General features: G+C 71.5%; 16 protein-coding genes. 7 read left to right on the forward strand and 9 right to left on the reverse strand.

All coding sequences use genetic code 11. The annotated features are described in order from the left end of the window. Positions 1-5: 5 nt before the first annotated feature. The gene (locus ACAZ03_RS13400) at positions 6-1,988 is read left to right on the forward strand and encodes a capsular polysaccharide biosynthesis protein (RefSeq protein ID WP_373354323.1); all 1,983 of its coding nucleotides are present in this window, start codon (positions 6-8) and stop codon (positions 1,986-1,988) included. Positions 1,989-2,032: 44 nt separating this feature from the next. Here ACAZ03_RS13400 and ribD read toward each other — a convergent pair whose 3' ends face one another. From ribD to ACAZ03_RS13415, 3 genes are all read right to left on the reverse strand, one after another. Continuing rightward, entirely contained in the window at positions 2,033-3,121 is a 1,089-nt protein-coding gene (ribD, locus tag ACAZ03_RS13405; RefSeq protein WP_373357085.1) for a bifunctional diaminohydroxyphosphoribosylaminopyrimidine deaminase/5-amino-6-(5-phosphoribosylamino)uracil reductase RibD, read from the reverse strand. A gap of 35 nt (positions 3,122-3,156) precedes the next feature. Next, on the reverse strand, positions 3,157-3,624 hold the full coding sequence (gene nrdR, locus ACAZ03_RS13410) for a transcriptional regulator NrdR (protein WP_373354325.1): 468 nt from the start codon (positions 3,622-3,624) through the stop codon (positions 3,157-3,159). A gap of 136 nt (positions 3,625-3,760) precedes the next feature. Next, positions 3,761-4,177, reverse strand: a complete 417-nt coding sequence (locus ACAZ03_RS13415; protein ID WP_373354327.1) for a secondary thiamine-phosphate synthase enzyme YjbQ — start codon at positions 4,175-4,177, stop codon at positions 3,761-3,763. A gap of 124 nt (positions 4,178-4,301) precedes the next feature. On the opposite strand from ACAZ03_RS13415, the gene ACAZ03_RS13420 reads away from it, so the two are divergent. Next, positions 4,302-5,879, forward strand: a complete 1,578-nt coding sequence (locus tag ACAZ03_RS13420) for a sulfotransferase (protein ID WP_373354329.1) — start codon at positions 4,302-4,304, stop codon at positions 5,877-5,879. Positions 5,880-5,948: 69 nt separating this feature from the next. On the opposite strand, the gene ACAZ03_RS13425 is transcribed toward ACAZ03_RS13420, so the two are convergent. From ACAZ03_RS13425 to ACAZ03_RS13445, 5 genes are all read right to left on the reverse strand, one after another. Continuing rightward, positions 5,949-6,653, reverse strand: coding sequence for a hypothetical protein (locus ACAZ03_RS13425; protein WP_373354331.1), 705 nt, complete (start codon positions 6,651-6,653; stop codon positions 5,949-5,951). Between the two features lie 12 nt (positions 6,654-6,665). Then, positions 6,666-6,944: an HlyU family transcriptional regulator gene (locus tag ACAZ03_RS13430; protein ID WP_373354333.1), complete on the reverse strand. Its 279-nt coding sequence runs from the start codon at positions 6,942-6,944 to the stop codon at positions 6,666-6,668. Between the two features lies 1 nt (position 6,945). Beyond that, on the reverse strand, positions 6,946-8,946 hold the full coding sequence (gene rpoD, locus ACAZ03_RS13435; protein WP_373354335.1) for an RNA polymerase sigma factor RpoD: 2,001 nt from the start codon (positions 8,944-8,946) through the stop codon (positions 6,946-6,948). 164 nt (positions 8,947-9,110) lie between these two features. Beyond that, complete coding sequence (gene dnaG, locus ACAZ03_RS13440; RefSeq protein ID WP_373354336.1) at positions 9,111-11,096, reverse strand: DNA primase; 1,986 nt, start codon at positions 11,094-11,096, stop codon at positions 9,111-9,113. Between the two features lie 114 nt (positions 11,097-11,210). Further along, a complete protein-coding gene (locus ACAZ03_RS13445; RefSeq protein ID WP_373354338.1) occupies positions 11,211-11,663 on the reverse strand; it encodes a nucleoside deaminase in 453 nt (150 codons plus the stop codon). Positions 11,664-11,729: 66 nt separating this feature from the next. Here ACAZ03_RS13445 and ACAZ03_RS13450 point away from each other — a divergent pair, with 66 nt between their 5' ends. The 4 genes from ACAZ03_RS13450 (at position 11,730) to ACAZ03_RS13465 (ending at position 15,251) form a co-directional block, all read left to right on the forward strand. After that, on the forward strand, positions 11,730-12,917 hold the full coding sequence (locus ACAZ03_RS13450) for a pseudouridine synthase (RefSeq protein WP_373354340.1): 1,188 nt from the start codon (positions 11,730-11,732) through the stop codon (positions 12,915-12,917). An 88-nt stretch (positions 12,918-13,005) separates the two neighbouring features. Further along, positions 13,006-13,218, forward strand: coding sequence for a hypothetical protein (locus tag ACAZ03_RS13455; RefSeq protein ID WP_373354341.1), 213 nt, complete (start codon positions 13,006-13,008; stop codon positions 13,216-13,218). After that, entirely contained in the window at positions 13,218-14,111 is an 894-nt protein-coding gene (locus ACAZ03_RS13460) for a 5-bromo-4-chloroindolyl phosphate hydrolysis family protein (RefSeq protein WP_373354343.1), read from the forward strand. Before ACAZ03_RS13455 ends, ACAZ03_RS13460 begins: the two co-directional genes overlap by 1 nt. Before the next feature lie 3 nt (positions 14,112-14,114). After that, positions 14,115-15,251 carry a toxic anion resistance protein gene (locus tag ACAZ03_RS13465; protein WP_373354345.1) on the forward strand — a complete coding sequence of 379 codons (1,137 nt, stop codon included), beginning with the start codon at positions 14,115-14,117 and terminating at the stop codon, positions 15,249-15,251. 101 nt (positions 15,252-15,352) lie between these two features. Here the strand turns inward: ACAZ03_RS13465 and ACAZ03_RS13470 are convergent, their stop codons facing one another. Beyond that, entirely contained in the window at positions 15,353-17,017 is a 1,665-nt protein-coding gene (locus ACAZ03_RS13470) for a tannase/feruloyl esterase family alpha/beta hydrolase (RefSeq protein ID WP_373354347.1), read from the reverse strand. A gap of 220 nt (positions 17,018-17,237) precedes the next feature. Here ACAZ03_RS13470 and ACAZ03_RS13475 point away from each other — a divergent pair, with 220 nt between their 5' ends. Continuing rightward, on the forward strand, positions 17,238-18,215 hold the full coding sequence (locus ACAZ03_RS13475; RefSeq protein ID WP_373354349.1) for a DUF2927 domain-containing protein: 978 nt from the start codon (positions 17,238-17,240) through the stop codon (positions 18,213-18,215). The last annotated feature ends 282 nt before the right edge of the window (positions 18,216-18,497 follow it).

Below are 18,497 nucleotides of genomic sequence, written 5' to 3' on the forward strand. Positions count from 1 at the left end.
AAGGCATGGGCGCCGCGGGGGAGACCTCGCGGCGCCTTTTCGTCTTCAACGGCGGCTTCCTCAACCGGCGCATCCGGCGCATCCTCGCCCTCTCCGGCTATGACGTTTCGCTGGGGGTGCCGTCCGAGGGCGACCTCGTGGGCCTCTGGGGCGCCTCCCCCACCGCCTGGCGCGGCGAGCGGGTGGCGGCGCGGCGCGGCGCGAAGCTGGTGCGGGTAGAGGATGCGTTCCTTCGCTCCCTCCGCCCCGGGCGGAGCGGCGAGCCGCCCATGGGGCTCCTGATCGACGAGACGGGCCTGCATTTTGACGGGCGGCGGGCCTCGGATCTCGAGACGCTCCTCGCCACAAACCCGCTCGACGATCATGCCCTTTTGCAACGCGCCAAGGCGGCCATCGCCCGGATCCGCGCGCTCCATCTGTCGAAATACAACTTGCACGATACCGTGCTCCCCCCGCCGGAGCCCGGCTATGTGCTGGTGATCGACCAGACGGCGGGGGATGCCTCGCTCCTCGGCGCCGGCCGCAACACCTTTCTCGAGATGCTGACGGAGGCGCGGCTGGCCCATCCCGGCGCCCGCATCCTCCTCAAGACCCATCCCGAGACGCGCGCCGGCCATCGCCCCGGCCATTTCCGCGCCGACGATCCGGGCGAGCTCTACGACGCGCCGGTCTCGCCCCATGCGCTTCTCGAGGGGGCCATCGCGGTCTATACCTTCTCCTCCCAGCTCGGCTTCGAGGCGATCCTCGCCGGCCACCGGCCCCATGTCTTCGGCCAGCCCTTCTATGCCGGCTGGGGGCTGACGGAGGATCGCGCCGACCTGCCCCGCCGCCAGCGGCGCCTCACCCCGGCGCAGCTCTTCGCCGCTGCCATGATCCTCGCGCCCCGCTGGTATTGCCCCTATCGCGACCGCCTCGCCTCGCTGGAGGAGGTCATCGACACGCTGGAGGCCGAGACCCGCGCCCATCGCGAGGACCACCCGGGCTACGTCGCCACGAACATTCGCCTCTGGAAGCGCCGCCCCCTCGCCGGCTTCCTGCAAGGCCCGCTCCGCTTCGCCGACCCAGCCGAGACGGCCGCGCGGCTGGCGGAAGAGAGCGGCCGCCGCCTTCTCTCCTGGGCCGGGCGCGAGGTGCCGGGCGCGGTGCAGATCGAGGACGGGTTCCTCCGCTCGCGCGGGCTCGGGGCGGAGCTGGTGCCGCCCCTCTCCCTCGCCCTCGACGACCTCGGCATCTACTACGATCCGCGCACCGAAAGCCGCCTCGAGCGCCTCATCGCCCAGAGCGAGGATCTGCCCGCCACGGCCCGGGCCCGGGCCGAGGCGCTGGTGACGCGCCTGACAGAGGCGGGGATCACCAAGTACAACCTCGGCGGCGCCGGCCTGCCGGAGGGGCTGCCCCATGGCCGCCGCATCCTCGTGCCCGGCCAGGTGGAGGACGATGCCTCCATCCGCCTCGGCGCCGGCGAGGTGCGCACCAACCGCGCCCTGATCGCCGCCGCCCGCGCCGCCAATCCCGGGGCGCTCATCCTCTACAAGCCGCATCCCGACGTCGAGGCCGGGCTCCGCCCCGGCGCCGTGCCCGATGCCGCCGAGCTCGCCGATGCGGTGCTGACCAAGGCCGACCCCGTGGCCCTCCTCCGCGAGGTGGACGAGGTCTGGACGATCACCTCCACCCTCGGCTTCGAGGCGCTCCTCCGCGAAATCCCGGTCACCACCCTCGGCCAGCCCTTCTACGCCGGCTGGGGCCTGACGAATGACCTCGGCGCCCCCCTCCCCCGCCGCTCGGCCCGCCCCGATGTCATCGCCCTCGCCCATGCGGCGCTCATCGCCTATCCGCGCTACATGGATCCGGTGACGCGCCGCCCCTGCCCGCCCGAGGTCGCGCTCGAGCGCCTCGCCACCGGCACCATCCCGCATCCCGGCGCCGCCAACCGGCTCCTCGCCAAGGCCCAGGGCCTCCTCGCCAGCCGCGCCCATCTCTGGCGCTGAGCCTCTCTCGCTTTTCTGCAAATACCCGCGGGGGGAGTCGCCGTTCAGGCGACGGGGGGCAGAGCCCCCCTCCTCCAGACGCTCATCACATCCCCGCCGACGGCCCGCAGCTCCGCCAGCTCCAGCCGCGGCGCCTCCGCCAGCGCGCCGAGGCCCATGGCGGCGAGCGCCGGCGTGCCCTCCGCCCCGATGCCGGTGCCGGCGGTGAAGAGCACCAGCTCATCCACAAGCCCGCCCGCGAGGAGGGAGGCCGCGAGCCCGCCGCCGCCCTCACAGAAGACCCGCGTGATGCCCCGCGCCGCCAGCGCGGCCAGCGCCCCGGCCGGGTCGATCTGCTGGGCAGCGACCGGCGCCTCGATCAGCTCGGCGCCGAGCGCCTCCCACGGCGCGCCCGCCTCGGGGCCGAGCCCGGCGCCATGGACGAGCCAGAGCGGCACCTCGCGCGCCGTCCGCGCCAGGTAGCTCTCCGCCGGCAGGTCGAGCCGGCGGGAGAGGACGACGCGCACCGGCGCCCGCCGCGCGCCCATGCCGCGGAGCGTCAAGTTCGGATCGTCCGCCCGCGCCGTGCCGCCGCCGACCATCACCGCGTCATGGGAGGCGCGCATCCCCTGCACCGCCGCCCGCGCCGCCGGGCCGGTGATCCACTGGCTCTCCCCCGTCGCCGTGGCGATGCGCCCGTCGAGGCTGGCGGCGAGCTTCAGCGTCAGCCAGGGGCGCCCGGTGGTGAAGCGGGTGAGGAAGCCGGCGAGGTCGCGCTCGGCCTCGGTACGGAGCACGCCTTCCGTCACCTCCACCCCGGCCGACCTCAGGATCGCCACCCCCTTGCCGGCCACCCGCGGGTCGCGGTCGGGCGCGGCGATGACCACGCGGGCGACCCCCGCCGCCACCAGCGCCTCGGCGCAGGGCGGCGTCTGGCCGTGGTGGGCGCAAGGTTCGAGCGTGACATAGGCCGTGGCGCCGCGCGCCGCCTCTCCGGCGGCGGTCAGGGCAGCGACCTCCGCATGGGGCCGCCCGCCCGGCGCCGTCCAGCCACGGGAGAGGACGCGGCCGTCCTTCACCAGCACGCAGCCGACGGCGGGGTTGGGCCAGGCCTGCCCCATGCTCCGCCGGCCTATAGCCAGCGCATGGGCCATGTGGCGGCGGTCAGCCTCGGCGCCCGCGGCGGGTGTCACTCGTCCGACGGAGCCTTGGGGCGCAGCTCGGCGACGAATTTGTCGAAATCGTCGGGATCCTGGAAGTTCTTGTAAACGCTGGCAAAGCGCACATAGGCGACCGTGTCGATCCGGTGCAGCGTCTCCATGACGATCTCGCCGATCACCTTGGAGGGGATGTCCGTCTCGCCCATGCTTTCGAGCCGCCGCACGATGCCGGAGATGATCTGGTCGATCCGCTCCGGCTCGATCGGCCGCTTCTGCATGGCGATGCGGATGGAGCGCTCGAGCTTGTCGCGGTCGAAGTCCTCGCGGCGGCCGGAGGTCTTGATGACGACGAGGTCGCGGAGCTGCACCCGCTCATAGGTGGTGAACCGCCCGCCGCAGGCCGGGCAGAACCGCCGGCGGCGGATGGCCACATGGTCCTCCGCCGGGCGAGAATCCTTCACCTGGGTGTCGACATTTCCGCAAAACGGGCAGCGCATGCTTCGCCTCTCTGACGCCGCTTGGGGCGCCCCTCATTCGTCCCACTGGCACTATAGGGGCCTTGGCAGGGGTTGGGTAGGGGCGAATTGGCGCCGCAAGATAGAGGGCGACACCAGACACTCCCGCGCTCTCGGCTTAGCGCAGCATCGCCACCACCTCGCGCCGGTGCGGGCGGCGGCGGTGCTCGAAGAGGTAGATCCCCTGCCATGTGCCGAGCGCCATGCAGCCCCCCAACACGGGGACAGACAGGCTCACCGGCAGGATCGCGGCCTTGATATGGGCCGGCATGTCGTCCGGCCCCTCATAGGTATGGGTCAGGTAGGACATGGACGGATCGTCGGAGGGCGGCACCAGCTTGCCGAGCCAGACAGACAGGTCTGTCTGCACCTCCGGATCGGCATTTTCCTGGATCAGGAGCGAGCAGGAGGTGTGGCGGACGAAGAGGGTGAGCACGCCCTCTCCCCCCTCGGCCCGCGCGACCCAGCGGGCCACCTCATCCGTGAACTCATAAAGGCCGGGGCCGGAGGTGGCGATGGTGAAGGTCTCGTGCATGGGCCGAGCCTCACCCGCGGGCGGCCGGCTTGCAAGGGGCGGGCTTGCAAGGGCCCGGCGTGCAAGGGGCAGACTTGAAAGCCTCCCGCCGGCATGGTCTGGCTCGGGGCAAAGGGGAGATGATATGGCACTCCGGCCAGCGGCAGCACCAATCGGCCAGCGCATCACCGCGGCGATCCGCGCCGGGCGGGGGCGCGAGGCGGCGGGGCTGATCGAGGCGGCGCTGCGCCAGCGGCCGAAGGATGCGGCGCTCCTGCTGACCCTCGCCCAGGTGCACAACCGGCTGACCCGCGAGCCCGGCGCCGCCCGTGCCGCCGCCGAGAAGGCGGTGAAGGCGGCCCCCTCCTCCGCCCGGGCGCGGCTGGAGGCGGCGGAGGCGGCGGCGCTCCTGCAGGACTTCCCGGCGGCCGAGGCCCATCTCTCCCGCGCCCGCGCGCTCGCCCCGAAGGAGGCCGATGTCCATTACGTCGCCGCCGCGCTCGCCGAGCGCATGGGGCAGAGCGAGGCGGCGCTCGCGGCGGCGGAGGAGGCGCTCCGCCTCGCGCCCGGCCACCTGCCCGCCCGGCTGCAGATCGCCACGAGCCTGCGCAATGCGGGGCGGTTGGAGGAGGCGGCGGCCGCCTGCCACGCTCTCTTCACGGACGCGCCCGACAATTCGCATCTCTACGGCATCTGGGCCCGCACGGGCCGCATCGCCGAGGACGACCCGCTCTACCTGCATCTGAGGGACAGCCTCGTCCCCCGCCTCCGCAAAGCCGGCGGCCCGGCCCTCTCCGCGCCGCTCGCCGCGCTCGCCAAGGCGCGGGACGATCAGGGCGCGCATGAGGAGGCGCTGGCGCTCCATGCCGAGGCGAAGGCGGCCGAGGGGCTCACCTACGACGCCGCCGCCTATGAGGCCTTCGTCGATGCCCTCACCGCCGCGCCGCCCGGCGCCCCGGTCGGGCCCGAAGGCCCGGCGCCGGTGCTGATCACCGGCCTGCCCCGCTCCGGCTCGACGCTGCTCGAACAGATGCTCGCCCGGCATCCGGCGCTCTCGGCGGCGGGCGAATCCGAGGCACTGGCGCTGATGGTCAAGGGCGAGGGCGTGGCGCTCCGCGACGGGCCGGCGCTCGCGGCGCTGACCTCCGGCCTCGGCCACGGACAGGCGGCGCGGCTGGCGAAGGGCTATCAGGCGATCGTGGCGCGAAGCGCCGGGGAGGGGCGCGCCATCGACAAGAGGCTCCACAATTTCGAGCTGATCGGGCTCTTCTCGCGGCTCTTCCCGGAGGGGCGCGTCCTTGCCATGCGGCGCGATCCGCTCGACATGCTCACCTCCTGCTACCTGCAGCCGCTCGGCCCCTTCCACAGCTACACGCGCAGCCTTGAGGGGCTGGCCGCCCACTACCTCGCCCATCGCCGGCTGATGGCGCATTGGCAGGCGGCGCTGCCGGGGCGCATCCACGAGGTGAGCTACGAGGCGCTGGTGACGGGCCCCGAGCCGGTCCTTCGCGAGGTGCTCGGCTTTCTCGGGCTGGACTGGGAGCCCGCCTGCCTCGATCACCGCAGCGGCGGCTCGGTGCAGACGCTCTCCACCTGGCAGGTCCGCCAGCCGCTCGGGCCCGGGGCAATCGGCCGCTGGCGGCGCTACGGGGCAAGGCTGGAGCCGCTGAAGGCGGCGCTGGCGGAGGTCTATCCGGAGGGGTTCGGCGCGCCGGCCGTGTAGGGCGGGGGGCTTGGGCTTTCGGGGCGAAGGGGTGGCGGGCTGAAGCCCGCCCTACTCTCGCCCGGCCCTTCAGGAGGGCGGCGAGCCACCCAGAAATCGCTTGAGCCGGCTGAACGCGGCCTCGCGCGGAGGCCGGAAGAGGGCGTTCCATGCGCTGTCGTTGCCGTGCCATGTCTCGCCCGGGGCGACCGAGGCGTAGCGGATGGCGGGGGTCGAGGCCGGGACCGGGTCGCCCTCGGCCATCACGAAGAGCAGGTCGCTGACCGCCCTGGGGCGGCTGCGGGCGAGGGCCTCGCTTAGGGCACGGGATTCGGCGCGGATGAAGCCGGCGGGGTCGGTGTAGCCGACCAGCTCGTTCGGGCCGCGCAGGCGGACGAAGAGGATCGGCTCGGACGAAGCGAGAAGCGCGTGCCAACGGCGCTTGAGCTCGGCGATCCGGGGGGCGTTGGCCGCGATCATTCCGGCGAGACTGTCGGCGGACTTGGCCTCATGGACGAAGCGGATCTGCGTGGCCCTGTCGACGGGTATGCCGGCCGGGTGCAGATCGGTCGCCTCCTCCGTCAGCAAGCCGTCCACGCGGCCCTCGCAGGCGGCCAGCGCGCCGGCCTGGGGAGTGACGAACCAGTCGAGGAGCTGGGCCCCGTCCTCCCCCGTGATGCGACGAAGCTGGTGGGTGACCTGGCAATTGCAGCCGAGCGAGATGACATGGACGTAGCGGGAGAGGTCTATGGGGCGGGACAGATCGATGTGGCGGCTCCGGCCGAACAGCCTCATCGCGGGGCGCCCTCAGTCGAAGATCCGGTCGCCCTGCTGGTCGATCATCAGCTTCGCCTTGCCGACCGCGGCCTCGGCGGCGGAGCTGTGATCGTCGAGCAGGTCGGCTCGGACGAGCTTGTGGGTCTTCACCGCGCCGCCGATCTCCTTCTCGATCCGCGCCGCGATGCGATGCTTGCCGCCGTCGGGGATCGGCTCGGGGTAGATGGCGTAGCCCTTGTATTCCAACGGCTTGGCCTCTGGCCCCGAGGCACCGCCACCTCCACCGAAGAGCTTGCCGAAAAGCCCCACCCTACTGGTCCAGGAACGAGCGCAGCTTCCGGCTCCGCGAGGGGTGCTTGAGCTTACGGAGCGCCTTCGCCTCGATCTGCCGGATCCGCTCGCGCGTCACCGAGAACTGCTGGCCCACCTCTTCGAGCGTGTGGTCGGTGTTCATGCCGATGCCGAAGCGCATGCGCAGCACCCGCTCCTCCCGCGGCGTCAGCGAGGCGAGCACCCGCGTCGTCGTCTCCTTCAGGTTCTCCTGAATGGCGCTGTCGAGCGGCAGGATGGCGTTCTTGTCCTCGATGAAGTCGCCGAGCTGGCTGTCCTCCTCGTCGCCGATGGGCGTCTCGAGCGAGATCGGCTCCTTGGCGATCTTCATCACCTTGCGGACCTTCTCGAGCGGCATCTGCAGCTTCTCGGCCAGCTCTTCCGGCGTCGGCTCACGGCCGATCTCGTGCAGCATCTGCCGGCCAGTGCGGACGAGCTTGTTGATCGTCTCGATCATGTGGACCGGGATACGGATCGTCCGGGCCTGATCGGCGATCGACCGCGTGATGGCCTGACGGATCCACCAGGTTGCATAAGTGCTGAACTTGTAGCCGCGGCGATACTCGAACTTGTCGACGGCCTTCATGAGGCCGATGTTGCCTTCCTGAATGAGATCAAGGAACTGAAGGCCCCGGTTCGTGTATTTCTTGGCGATGGAGATCACGAGGCGAAGGTTGGCTTCCACCATTTCCTTCTTCGCCTGACGGGCTTCCTTCTCGCCCTTCTGCACCTGCTGGACGATCCGCCGGAACTCCGAGATGTCGACGCCGACATATTGGCCGACCTGGGCCATCTCGGCGCGCAAGGTCTCGATCCGCTCGGAGGAGCGCTCGATCAGCGCCTGCCAGCCGCGGCCGGTCTTCTCTGCCATCTCGTCGAGCCACGAGGGGTCGAGCTCGCGGCCGCGATAGGCGTCGATGAACTCGCGGCGGTTGATGCGGGCCTGGTCGGCCAGCTTCACCATGCCGCTGTCGATGGCCATCACCCGGCGGTTGAGGCCGTAGAGCTGGTCCATCAGCGCCTCGATCCGGCCGTTGTGCAGATGAAGCGAGTTCACCAGCTCGACGATGCCGGCGCGGAGCTGCTGGTAATTCGTCTCTTCGGTGGCGGAGAAGCTGTCGTCCTCGTTGAGGGTCGCCGACATCCGGGCGTCCTGCATCTCGGAGAGCTTGCCGAAGTCGTTGGCAATCTTCTCGAGCGTTTCCAGAACGCGCGGCTTCAGCGCCGCCTCCATGGCGGCGAGCGACATGTTGGCCTGCTCGTCGTCATCGTCGTCGTCGTCGCGCGCGATGGGGTTGCCATCGGCGTCGAGCTCAGTGCCCTTGTCGCGCTCGCCGGAGCCGCCCTCTTCCGAGCCGGAATTCTCGACGACGGGCTCGTCGCCCTCGTCATCGCCGAGCTGGTTGCCGAAGGTCGCCTCGAGGTCGATCACGTCGCGGAGCAGGATGTCTTCGCTCAGAAGTTCGTCGCGCCAGATCGTGATGGCCTGGAAGGTCAGCGGGCTCTCGCAGAGCCCGGCAATCATCGTGTTGCGGCCGGCCTCGATGCGCTTGGCGATGGCGATCTCGCCCTCGCGGGAGAGGAGCTCGACCGAGCCCATCTCGCGCAGATACATGCGCACCGGGTCGTCGGTGCGGTCGAGCTTTTCCTGTTCGCCGGAGCCGAGCGTGACCTCGCGCCCGCCGGAAGAGGTCGTCGCCACCTCGCGGGAGCCGCCCTTGCCGTCGTCGGCGTCCTCGTCCTCTTCGTCGTCCTGATCGGTGACCTGGATGCCCATTTCGGAGAGCATCGACATAACATCCTCGATCTGGTCGGAGGAGACCTGATCGGGCGGCAGGACGGCGTTGAGCTGATCGTAGGTGATGGACCCTTTCTCGCGCGCCTCGGCAATCATGCGCTTGACCGCGGCCTGGCTCATGTCGAGCGAGATGTCGCCGTCCTGATCTTCGCTTTGCGGGGCGTCGTCGGTGTCCTTCGCCATGGGGCGCTCCTCATTCAGGGCTCGAACGAATCAGTGATTCGCCCTCAACCGATTCATCCGAATCAATCGCGCAGTCCGGCGATTCGCAACCGGCGTGCGTGAAAATCCAAAAACACTGCGGCCCGGCTGTGCCGGATCGCCCTCCCGAACCCCTCTACCGGGGTCTAACGCTGCCGCCCTTTGGGCGGTTTCATCTGGCCGAGCTGGCCGATCAGCGCATCGAGAGCAGCGCTCTCTTCCCTGTCGATGGCGGCACCGTTGGGTGCGGTCAGGGTGGCCCGCTTGTCGCCCGCCTCCAGCCGCCGCGTCGGATCGAGCGCCGCTGCGGCCTCCTCGAGGCGGCGGGTGAGCCATTCGTCCTCGACCTCGCCGATGTCCTCCATCGCCTCCGCGAGCGCCGCCTGATGGCCGCGCCGCGCCTTCAGCCCCGCGAGCCCTTCGGCGACCGAGAGCCGGGCAAGCTCGGCATCTCCGGCGCGGCGGATGGCGGGGATGACGGCCAGATGGCGGTCGTTGCGCAGATTTTCAAGGGCCTCCGTCCCGATGGATGCGCCGAGCGCAACACCCGGCTCCGGCGCCTCGGCGGCGGCGAGGAGCGCGCGGCGGAGCGGCTCGTGCGGCGCGTGGCGGCACTCGAACATCTCGAGCTCGGAGAGGAACTCCGGCAGCACACCCGGATTGAGCGCGAGGATGCCGAGGAGCGCCGCCTCCAGAACCCTGTCCTCGCTGCCCTCGGGCAGGACGGTGAGCCGCGTCTCGCTGCGCGCCGGCGGCTGCGACGGCAGCCATTTGCCGTCCTTCCACTGGCCGCGCGGGCGGGGCTGCCAGTCACGCCGGGGCGCGCCGTCGCGGGGGGCGCCGCCGCCACCGCCGAAGGCCTCGCGGCGGAGGCGGCCGATCTCCTCGCCGTAGTGGCGGCGGAGCGCCTTGTCCTGAATCGTGCCGATCACCTCGCGGAGCCGCTTGTCGAGCGACGCCCGGCGCTCGGGACTGTCGAGCACCTTTCCTTCCGTCTCTCGCTGCCAGAGGAGGTCGATGAGCGGTCGCGCGCCCTCGATCACCTCCGCCATGGCCTCGCGGCCCTTCGCCTTGATGAGGTCGTCCGGGTCCTGCCCCTCGGGCATCAGCGCGATGCGCAGCGACTTACCGGACTGAAGGAGCGGCAGGGCGAGGTCGATGACGCGGAGCGCCGCCCGCTGGCCGGCGGCATCGCCGTCGAGCGCCAGCACCGGCTCGTCGGAGAAGCGCCAGAGGAGCTGGAGCTGGTCGGCGGTGACCGCCGTGCCCAGCGGCGCGACGGCAGCCTCGAACCCCGCCTCCGCCAGCGCGATCACATCCATGTAGCCCTCGGCCACGACCAGCGGATGGCCCTTGCCGGCCGCCTCGCGGGCGCGCTGCTGGTTGTAGAGCGACCGGCCCTTGTCGAAGAGCAGCGTCTCCGGCGAGTTGAGGTATTTGGCGCGGGCATTGGGGTCCATCGCCCGCCCGCCGAAGGCGATAAGCCGCCCCCGCCCGTCGCGGATGGGAAAGAGGATGCGCCCCCGGAACCGGTCATAGGGCGCGCCGCCGCCCTCCGGCACGATCACCAGCCCCGCCTGGTCGGCGAGCTCAGTGGAGACGCCCTGGCCCTGGAGGTGCTGGGCGAGCGCGGTGCGGCTGTCGGGGGCGAAGGCGATCTCCCACCTGTCCTGCGCCTCGGAGGAAAGGCCGCGCTTCGCCAGATAATCGCGCGCATCGGCGGCGGCGCCGGTCTTGAGCTGCAGCCTGTAGAACCGGAGCGCCGCCTCCATCACCTCGGCGAGGCGGGTGCGCTCGTCGGCCTTCTGGGCGGCGGCGGGGTCGCGGGCCGGCATCTCCATCCCCGCCTCGCGGGCGAGAAGCTCGATGGCCTCCATGAAGCCCATGTTCTCGGTCTCGCGCACGAAGGAGACGGCGTCGCCCTTCGCGTGGCAGCCGAAGCAATAGTAAAAGCCCTTCCGGTCATCGACATGGAAGCTCGCCGTCTTCTCTTGATGGAAGGGGCACGGCGCCCAGAGGTCGCCCTTGGCAGGGTTCGACTTCTTGCGATCCCAGATGACCTTGCGCCCGACGACCTGAGCAAGGCTCAGGCGGGTCTTGAGGTCATCGAGGAAGGTGGGCGGCAGACTCATGGGGGGAGTATCGGGCCTGGGGGGTGTGGCCACAAGCGGCGGGACATGTGAGGGCGGCGGGACATTCGGGGCTCTGCCCCGGACCCCGAGGTATTTTTGGCCAGATGAAAGGGATCAGGGGCGGAGGGGGCCGAAGAAGGCGCGCAGAAGCGCGGCGGCCTCGGCCTCGGCGATGCCGTCGATCACCTCGGGGCGGTGGTGGGCCTGGGGGTGGGAGAAGATGCGGGGGCCGTGGGCGACGCCGCCGGACTTGGGGTCGGGCGCGCCGTAGACCAGCCGGGCGATCCGCGCGGCGGAGATGGCGGCGGCGCACATCGGGCAGGGCTCGAGCGTGACATAGAGCGCGGCGCCGGGGAGCCGCTCAGACCCGGTGGCGGCGCAGGCGGCGCGGATGGCCAGCATCTCGGCATGGGCCGTGGGGTCGGCGAGCTCGCGGGTGCGGTTGCCGGCGGCGGCGAGCACCTCGCCCGCCGCGGAGACGATCACGGCGCCAACCGGCACCTCGCCGCGGGCGGCGGCGGCGCGGGCCTCGGCGAGAGCGGCCTCCATATGGCTGATAAACTCCATGGCCGGGACATGCCCCGGCGCGGGCGGCGCTGGCAAGAGCGGGCGGGAGCGGATAGGGGAGGCGGCATGAGTGACACGCCCAAGCCCCCCGGGAAAACCCCGCCGACATCTCCTGACGGAGACCGGATCGCCAAGCGCCTCGCCCGCGCCGGCGTCGCCTCGCGCCGCGAGGCGGAGCGGATGATCGCCGAAGGGCGCGTTGCCGTGAACGGGCAGGTCATCGACAGCCCGGCGCTCAACGTCACCGGGCGCGACCGCGTCACCGTCGACGGCAAGCCCCTGGCCGAGCCGGAGCCGGCGCGGCTCTGGCTCTATCACAAGCCGAAGGGGCTGGTGACCTCGGCGAAGGACGAGAAGGGCCGCGAGACGGTCTTCGACAAGATGCCGGAGGACATGCCGCGCGTCGTCTCCGTCGGGCGGCTCGACCTCAATTCCGAGGGGCTCCTCCTTCTCACCAACGATGGCGAGCTGAAGCGGAAGCTCGAGCTGCCGTCGACCGGCTGGCTCCGCCGCTACCGGGTGCGCGTCAACGGCACGGTGGACGAGGCGGCGCTCGACCGTCTGCGCAAGGGCATCGAGATCGACGGCGAGCGCTTCCAGCCGATGGAGGTGCGGCTCGACCGCCAGCAGGGCGCCAACGCCTGGCTGACCATCGGCCTCCGCGAGGGGAAGAACCGCGAGATCCGGCGGGCCGTGGAGGTGATCGGGCTGGTGGTGAACCGGCTGATCCGCATCTCCTACGGGCCGTTCCAGCTCGGCAACCTCGCCGAGGGGGCGGTGGAGGAGGTGCGCGGGCGCGTCCTGCGAGACCAGCTCGGCGAGCGGGAGGCGCAGGGCGAGGGCACGGCGAAGCGGGCCGGCAAACCGGGCGGCAAGGCGGGCGGCAAGCCTGGCAAGCGGCCGCAGCGGCCGGAGGGCAAGGGGCCGCGCGGCGCGCGGCCGGAAGGCTCCGGGCGCCGGTTCAGCGCGGGCGGGCCCGGCAAGACCGAGCGGGGCGACGACAGCCCCGGCCGCGACGGGGCCAAGGGCCCGCGGGGCGGCAAGCCCGAGGGCACGGGGCGGAGCTTCAAGGCGCGCGGCGCGGCGGGGGCGGACGCGCCCGGCAAGCCCGGGCGCAGCGGCGGGCCCAGGCGCGAGGGCAGCGCCCGGCCCGAGGGGCGGAGCTTCGGCGTGGCGCGGCCCGGCGGAAAGCCGAAATCCGGGCCCCGGACCGGCCCGAAACCCGGGGGGCGGGGGCCGAAACGGGGCGAATGAGCGGGATTTCCCGATTTTCCCCCTTTCAGGGCGCCCCCTGCGGCCCAATCTATTGCCTGCCCCCTGCCCCGCCCTAAAGTGAGGCCTGATGATCCGTTTGATGCTCTTCGTCTTCCTCCTCCTGCTCGTCGCCACCTGCGCTCTGGCGGCCATGGTGCTCTTTCGGCTTGCCCGAGGGCGCCCCGGCCCCGCGCGGCTGACGCGCGAGGGCGCCCTGCCCCCGGCCGTGACCGGCACCGCCTATGGGGTGCTGATCGCGCTGCTCGTCGGTGTCTCCACCGGCCTTCTGGGGGGCCTGTGATGGCGCGCGAGTTCGGCGGCCGGTATTCTCCGCAGGTGCCCAAGGCCGGGCAGAAGCCCCCGGCCGAGGCGGCGCGGCGGCAGGCGGTGCTCGACGAGGCGGTGATCGACCAGGCGGGGGCCGGGGCGAACCTTCTCTATCTGCCGGCGGTGCTGCTTCTCGTGACCTCGTTCTTCGGGGGCGCCATCTCGCTGCTCGCGGGGCTCGCGGGCAGCGCCATGATCGCCGGCGCCGCCTGGCTGATGCGCGAGGGGCTGCGCGCCGAGGCGGCCTGGAACGCCCGGCCCGCCGCGCGGCGGCCGGCACTGCCGCGGAAGATCCTCGCCAGCCTCCTCCTCGGCCTCGGCACCCTGGCCGCCGGCTTTGCCCATGAGGACGGGCTGGCCGGGCCGGCGCTCTACGGGCTCGCGGCCTTCGCGCTCAGCCTCGTCGCCTTCGGCATCGACCCGCTCAGGAACAAGCGCCCCGAGGGCGTCGACAGCTTCCAGCAGGGCCGCGTCGCCAAGGTGGTGGACGAGGCGGAGGCCTATCTTGCCCAGATGCGCGCCGACATCGCCGCCCTGGGCGACCGGCAGCTCGAGGCCCGCGTCGAGGGCTTCGAGGCCATGGCGCGGCGGATGATCCGCTCCGTCGAGGAGGACCCGCGCGACCTGACAGAGGCGCGCCGCTTCCTCGGCGTCTATCTGATGGGCGCCCGCGACGCCTCGGTGAAGTTCGCCGAGCTCTACCGGCGCCGCCACGACGCGGGAGCGCGGGCCGATTACGAGGCGCTCCTCGCCGATCTGGAGCGCAATTTCGGCGCCCGCACCGAGAAAATGCTGGAGAATGACCGCGCCGGCATGGACATTGAAATCAAGGTGCTGCGCGAGCGGCTGGAACGCGAGGGGGTGTGACCCGTGGCTGACGACAGAACGATCTCGAAGACCATCGACACCGTGACGGCCGTGGTGCTGCCCGAGCCGCTACCGGCCGAGGCGGTGGTGCCCCTCAGCGAGGCGTCGCCCGAGATGTCGGAGGCGATCCGCAAGCGCATGGCCGAGATCGACATGAGCTCCACGCAATCCATCGTCGGCTTCGGCTCGGCGGCCCAGTCCGAGCTGCAGAGCATCAGCCAGACGATGCTGCAGGGCGTGCGCAACAAGGATGTCGGCCCGGCCGGCGACTCGCTGCAGGAGATCGTGGCGGCGCTCCGCGGCTTCTCCGTCAGCGAGCTCGACCTCGGGCGGAAACCTTCCTTCTTCGACAGGATGCTCGGCCGCGCCAAGCCGCTCGCCAAGTTCCAGGCGAAGTTCGAGGAGGTGCAGGTGCAGATCGACCGGATCACCTCCGACCTGCAGAAGCACGAGCACCTCCTGTTGAAGGATATCGAGAGCCTCGACCTGCTCTACGAGAAGACGCTCGCCTTCTATGACGAGGTGGCGCTCTACATCGCCGCCGGCGAGGCGAAGCTCGCCGAGCTCGACGGCGAGACGATCCCCGCCAAGGCCGCCGCGGTTGCCGATGACGACGTGATGGCGGCGCAGGAGCTGCGTGACCTGCGCGCCGCGCGCGACGATCTGGAACGGCGCGTGCATGACCTCAAGCTCACGCGGCAGGTCACGATGCAGTCGCTCCCCTCGATCCGGCTGGTGCAGGAGAACGACAAGTCGCTGGTCACCAAGATCAATTCGACCTTGGTCAACACCGTGCCGCTCTGGGAGACGCAGCTCGCCCAGGCCGTGACCATCCAGCGCTCCGGCGAGGCCGCGAGCGCAGTGAAGGAGGCGAACGACCTGACCAACGACCTCCTGAAATCCAACGCCGAGAACCTGCGCACCGCCAACAAGGCGATCCGCACCGAGATGGAGCGCGGCGTCTTCGACATCGAGGCGGTGGATGCCGCCAACAAGGCGCTGATCGGAGCGATCAACGAGAGCCTCGCGATTGCCGACGAGGGCAAGAAGAAGCGTGCCGCGGCGGAGGCGGAGCTGCAGCGGATGGAAGGGGAGCTGAAGGGCGCCCTGTCTTCGGCGAAGGCGCGGGCGGAGGGGTGAGGTGAGGGTGGGGGCTCTGCCCCCACACCCCCGAGGTACTTTTGGCCAGATGAAAGACGGATCGGAGGGCCGGGGCGCGGTTGGGCGCCCCGGCCTTTTGCTCACTCGCAGGTGAAGCTGTCCGCCGACGCTTCGTCGCCGCCCTCGTAGCGGGCCACCTGCGGCCAGGGGCAGAGCGGGCGGGAGATGGCGCCGAGCGTCGCCTCCGCCTCGCTGCCGGCCAAGGTCGCGGCCGCGATGGGCCCCGGGGCGGTGCCCTCCTCGACCCAGGCTTCCAGCGCGCTCATCAGGTCGAAATCGCCGGTGGAGGCGGCGCCGGTGCCATGCGGCATGCCGGGGACCGTGTAGAGCATGGCGAAGTCCTCCGCCGCGTCGCCGTTGTTGGCGTCGAGCGCCTCGTACCAACTGATGGTGTCTAGCACCGAGAAGACCGGGTCGGATACGCCGTGCACGATGATCATCTTACCGCCCGCGTCGCGGAAAGCGGCGAGCTCGGGGTCATCGGCGCCGGGGGGCGTCATCGCCTCCATAGCCGATTCGCCGAAGGTCTCGTCGCTGGCGTAGATCTTCGGCGCGTCTTCGTCGAAATCGAAGCCGAGAAGATAGGCCTCGAGCTCCTCCGGCGAGCCGCCCACCTCCGTCGGCGGCGTCGTGAAGATGTAGGATAGCGAGCCCGCCCCCATCACCGCGATGAGGGGCATGTTGCCCCAGGGTGGGATCGGGCTTTCCAGCTTCCAGAAGCGCCAGTCGCCGGAGGAGAGGCCCGTGTCCCACGCCCAGTTCGTATAGAGCGGCTCTCCGGCCGAGTTGGTCGGCCCCTCGAACATGCGGCCGAGCGCGGTGACCTGCGCCTCGCTGAGGCAGCCCTCGTTGGCCCCCGCCTCGCACTGGACGGCGGCGAGGTCGAAGGCGCCCTGGCAGGCGGCGCTGTCGCCGACGATGCCGTCCTCCAGCCCGTCGAGCCCGTCGCAGGCGGCGAGGATGGCATCCGACACCAGCGCGAGGTCCTCCGGCGCGAAGGCCGTGCGGATGTCGCCGGTGACCGGCTTGACGCTCTGCACGTCCCAGGCGTGCTGGACGGCAGCCTGCGGCAGGTTGAAGCCGGGATAGCCGATGAGGAGCCCGTCGAAGGCCTCCGGCATCCGGGCGGCGGCGATCATCGCATGGCGGCCGCCATTGGAGCCGCCGATGCCGTAGGCCTTGTCGATCCCGGCACCGTAGAAGGCCTCGACGACCTGCCGGGCGAGCGGATCGACCGTCGCCACCGCGCCGTAGCCGTAGTTGCGCCGCGCCTCGGGATCGAGGCCGAAGCGGTTGCCGGCGGCGAGCCCCGCGGTCTCCTCCTGAGCGGTGCCGTCGTGGCCGGCGTCGCTCGAGGTGACGGCATAGCCGCGCGACAGCGCCGTATCGCTCGTATCCGCCCCGAGAAGCCCGCCCATGGCCGGCACCACGGCGCCGTCATTGCCGCCGTTGAACTGGTGAACGAAGGAGCCGTTCCACTCGTCCGGCAGGCGAAGCTCGAAGCGGATGGCGTAATCCTGCCCGTCCGCCCCGGTCCGCTCGGCGGTGACGAGGCTCACCTGGCAATGCGCGACCGGCATCTCTCCGCCGGCGTCGATATGGGCCACGGCAGTGACGCGCGTGCCCTCTGCGAGGCCGAGCGCGCCGGCGAGGCTCTCGTCGCAGGGCAGCGCCTCGGCGAAGGCGGCTTGGCCCAGAAGGGTCGCGGCGCCCGCGAGAAGGGCGCCCTTCAGTGATCTGAACATGTCTTCCTCCCATTCCGGCGGGTGACCCACCGGCAAGGGGATTGTTTCCCGGGAAAATGTATCTGGCAAGAATGAAGCTGCGGGCCGGCGGGGGGCCGCCGCTGTGGCGCTCGTGCCATGGCCCGTGATGCCCTGCGGCCTGCGGGAACCGGCGGGGCCCCGCGCCAGTTGGAAAGGCGCCTGTCCCTTGCTAGGACCGGATCGAGAGAAGGGGGACGGCGTGGGCAGATCAGACCGGGGAGCGACCCTGAAATCGCTGGCATTTTCCGGGCTTGCCGCGCTTGCCGCCTGTGCGGCGCCGGTCAGCAACCCGCCCCCGGCCCCGACCCAGGTGGCGGCCCCGAGCGTCGCGCCCGTGGCCCGGCCGGGAAGCGTCGCCCCCTCCGCCGCAAGTTCGGACCTTGCCGCCTATTACCGGCGCGAGGAGGCGCGGCTCCTCGCCCAGGGGCTCCTGCGCACCGATGGCGGCGGGCCGGATACGCCCTTCACCGACACGATGCTGGCGCGCAACTTCATCGCCATCGCGCTCTTCGACGAATATGTCGAGACGGCGGGCACCTACCAGGCGCGCGCGACGGCGGCGGTGCTGAACCGCTGGGAACAGCCGGTGGTCTTCAATGTCGAGGCCGGCGCTTCCGTGCCGCCGGCCCAGGCGGCGGAGGACCGCGCCAATGTCACCGCCTATGCGGCGCGGCTGTCGCGCGCGACCGGCCTGCCGATGAGCGTGAGCCCGGTGGCCGGCCAGGGGAATTTCCACGTCCTGATCCTCGGCGAGGATGACCGGCCGGGCTATGCCGCCCGGATCCGCGCGCTTCTGCCGGGCATCCCCGATGCCTCGCTCCGCGCGATCCTCTATCCGCCGCGCGAGACCTATTGCCTCGTCGTCTCCTTCGCCGACCGAACGGGCAACGCCTTCGGCTCGGCCGTGGCGCTGATCCGCGCCGAGCACCCGGACCTCCTCCGCCTCGCCTGCATCCACGAGGAGCTGGCGCAGGGGCTGGGGCTGACGAATGACAGCGCCGGCGCCCGGCCGTCGATCTTCAACGACGATCAGGAATTCGGGCTCCTGACCACGCAGGACGAGCTTCTCCTGCGGATCCTCTACGACCGCCGGCTCCGGCCCGGCATGGGCTCCGCCGAGGCCGCGCCGATCGTCCGCCAGATCGCGACGGAGCTCATGGGCCGCGGCCCGGCCTGAGCGGGCGGTGAGGTCCCGCCCTCCCCGCGAGGCGTAGGGTGGGTTTGCAACCCACCTTCCGCGCCCGCCGGGGCGAAAGGTTGCCGCGCAGGGCGAGCGCCGGCCCGGGGGTTGGCGCTCCTGCCGGTGCCGCATCGCGCTTTATGGTGCAACCTGCCTCCCCGCTCCGAGCTCATGCCCAGCATCACCAGAGCGCCGACCCGCGGGACGGGCCGGCGCTCGCCCTGCGCCGTGCCGGCGCGTACCGGGCGGGGGTACCGCACAAGCGTCACGCCACGGTGG

This window comes from Pseudoroseicyclus sp. CXY001, assembly GCF_041714655.1.
GTDB lineage: Bacteria > Pseudomonadota > Alphaproteobacteria > Rhodobacterales > Rhodobacteraceae > Pseudoroseicyclus_A.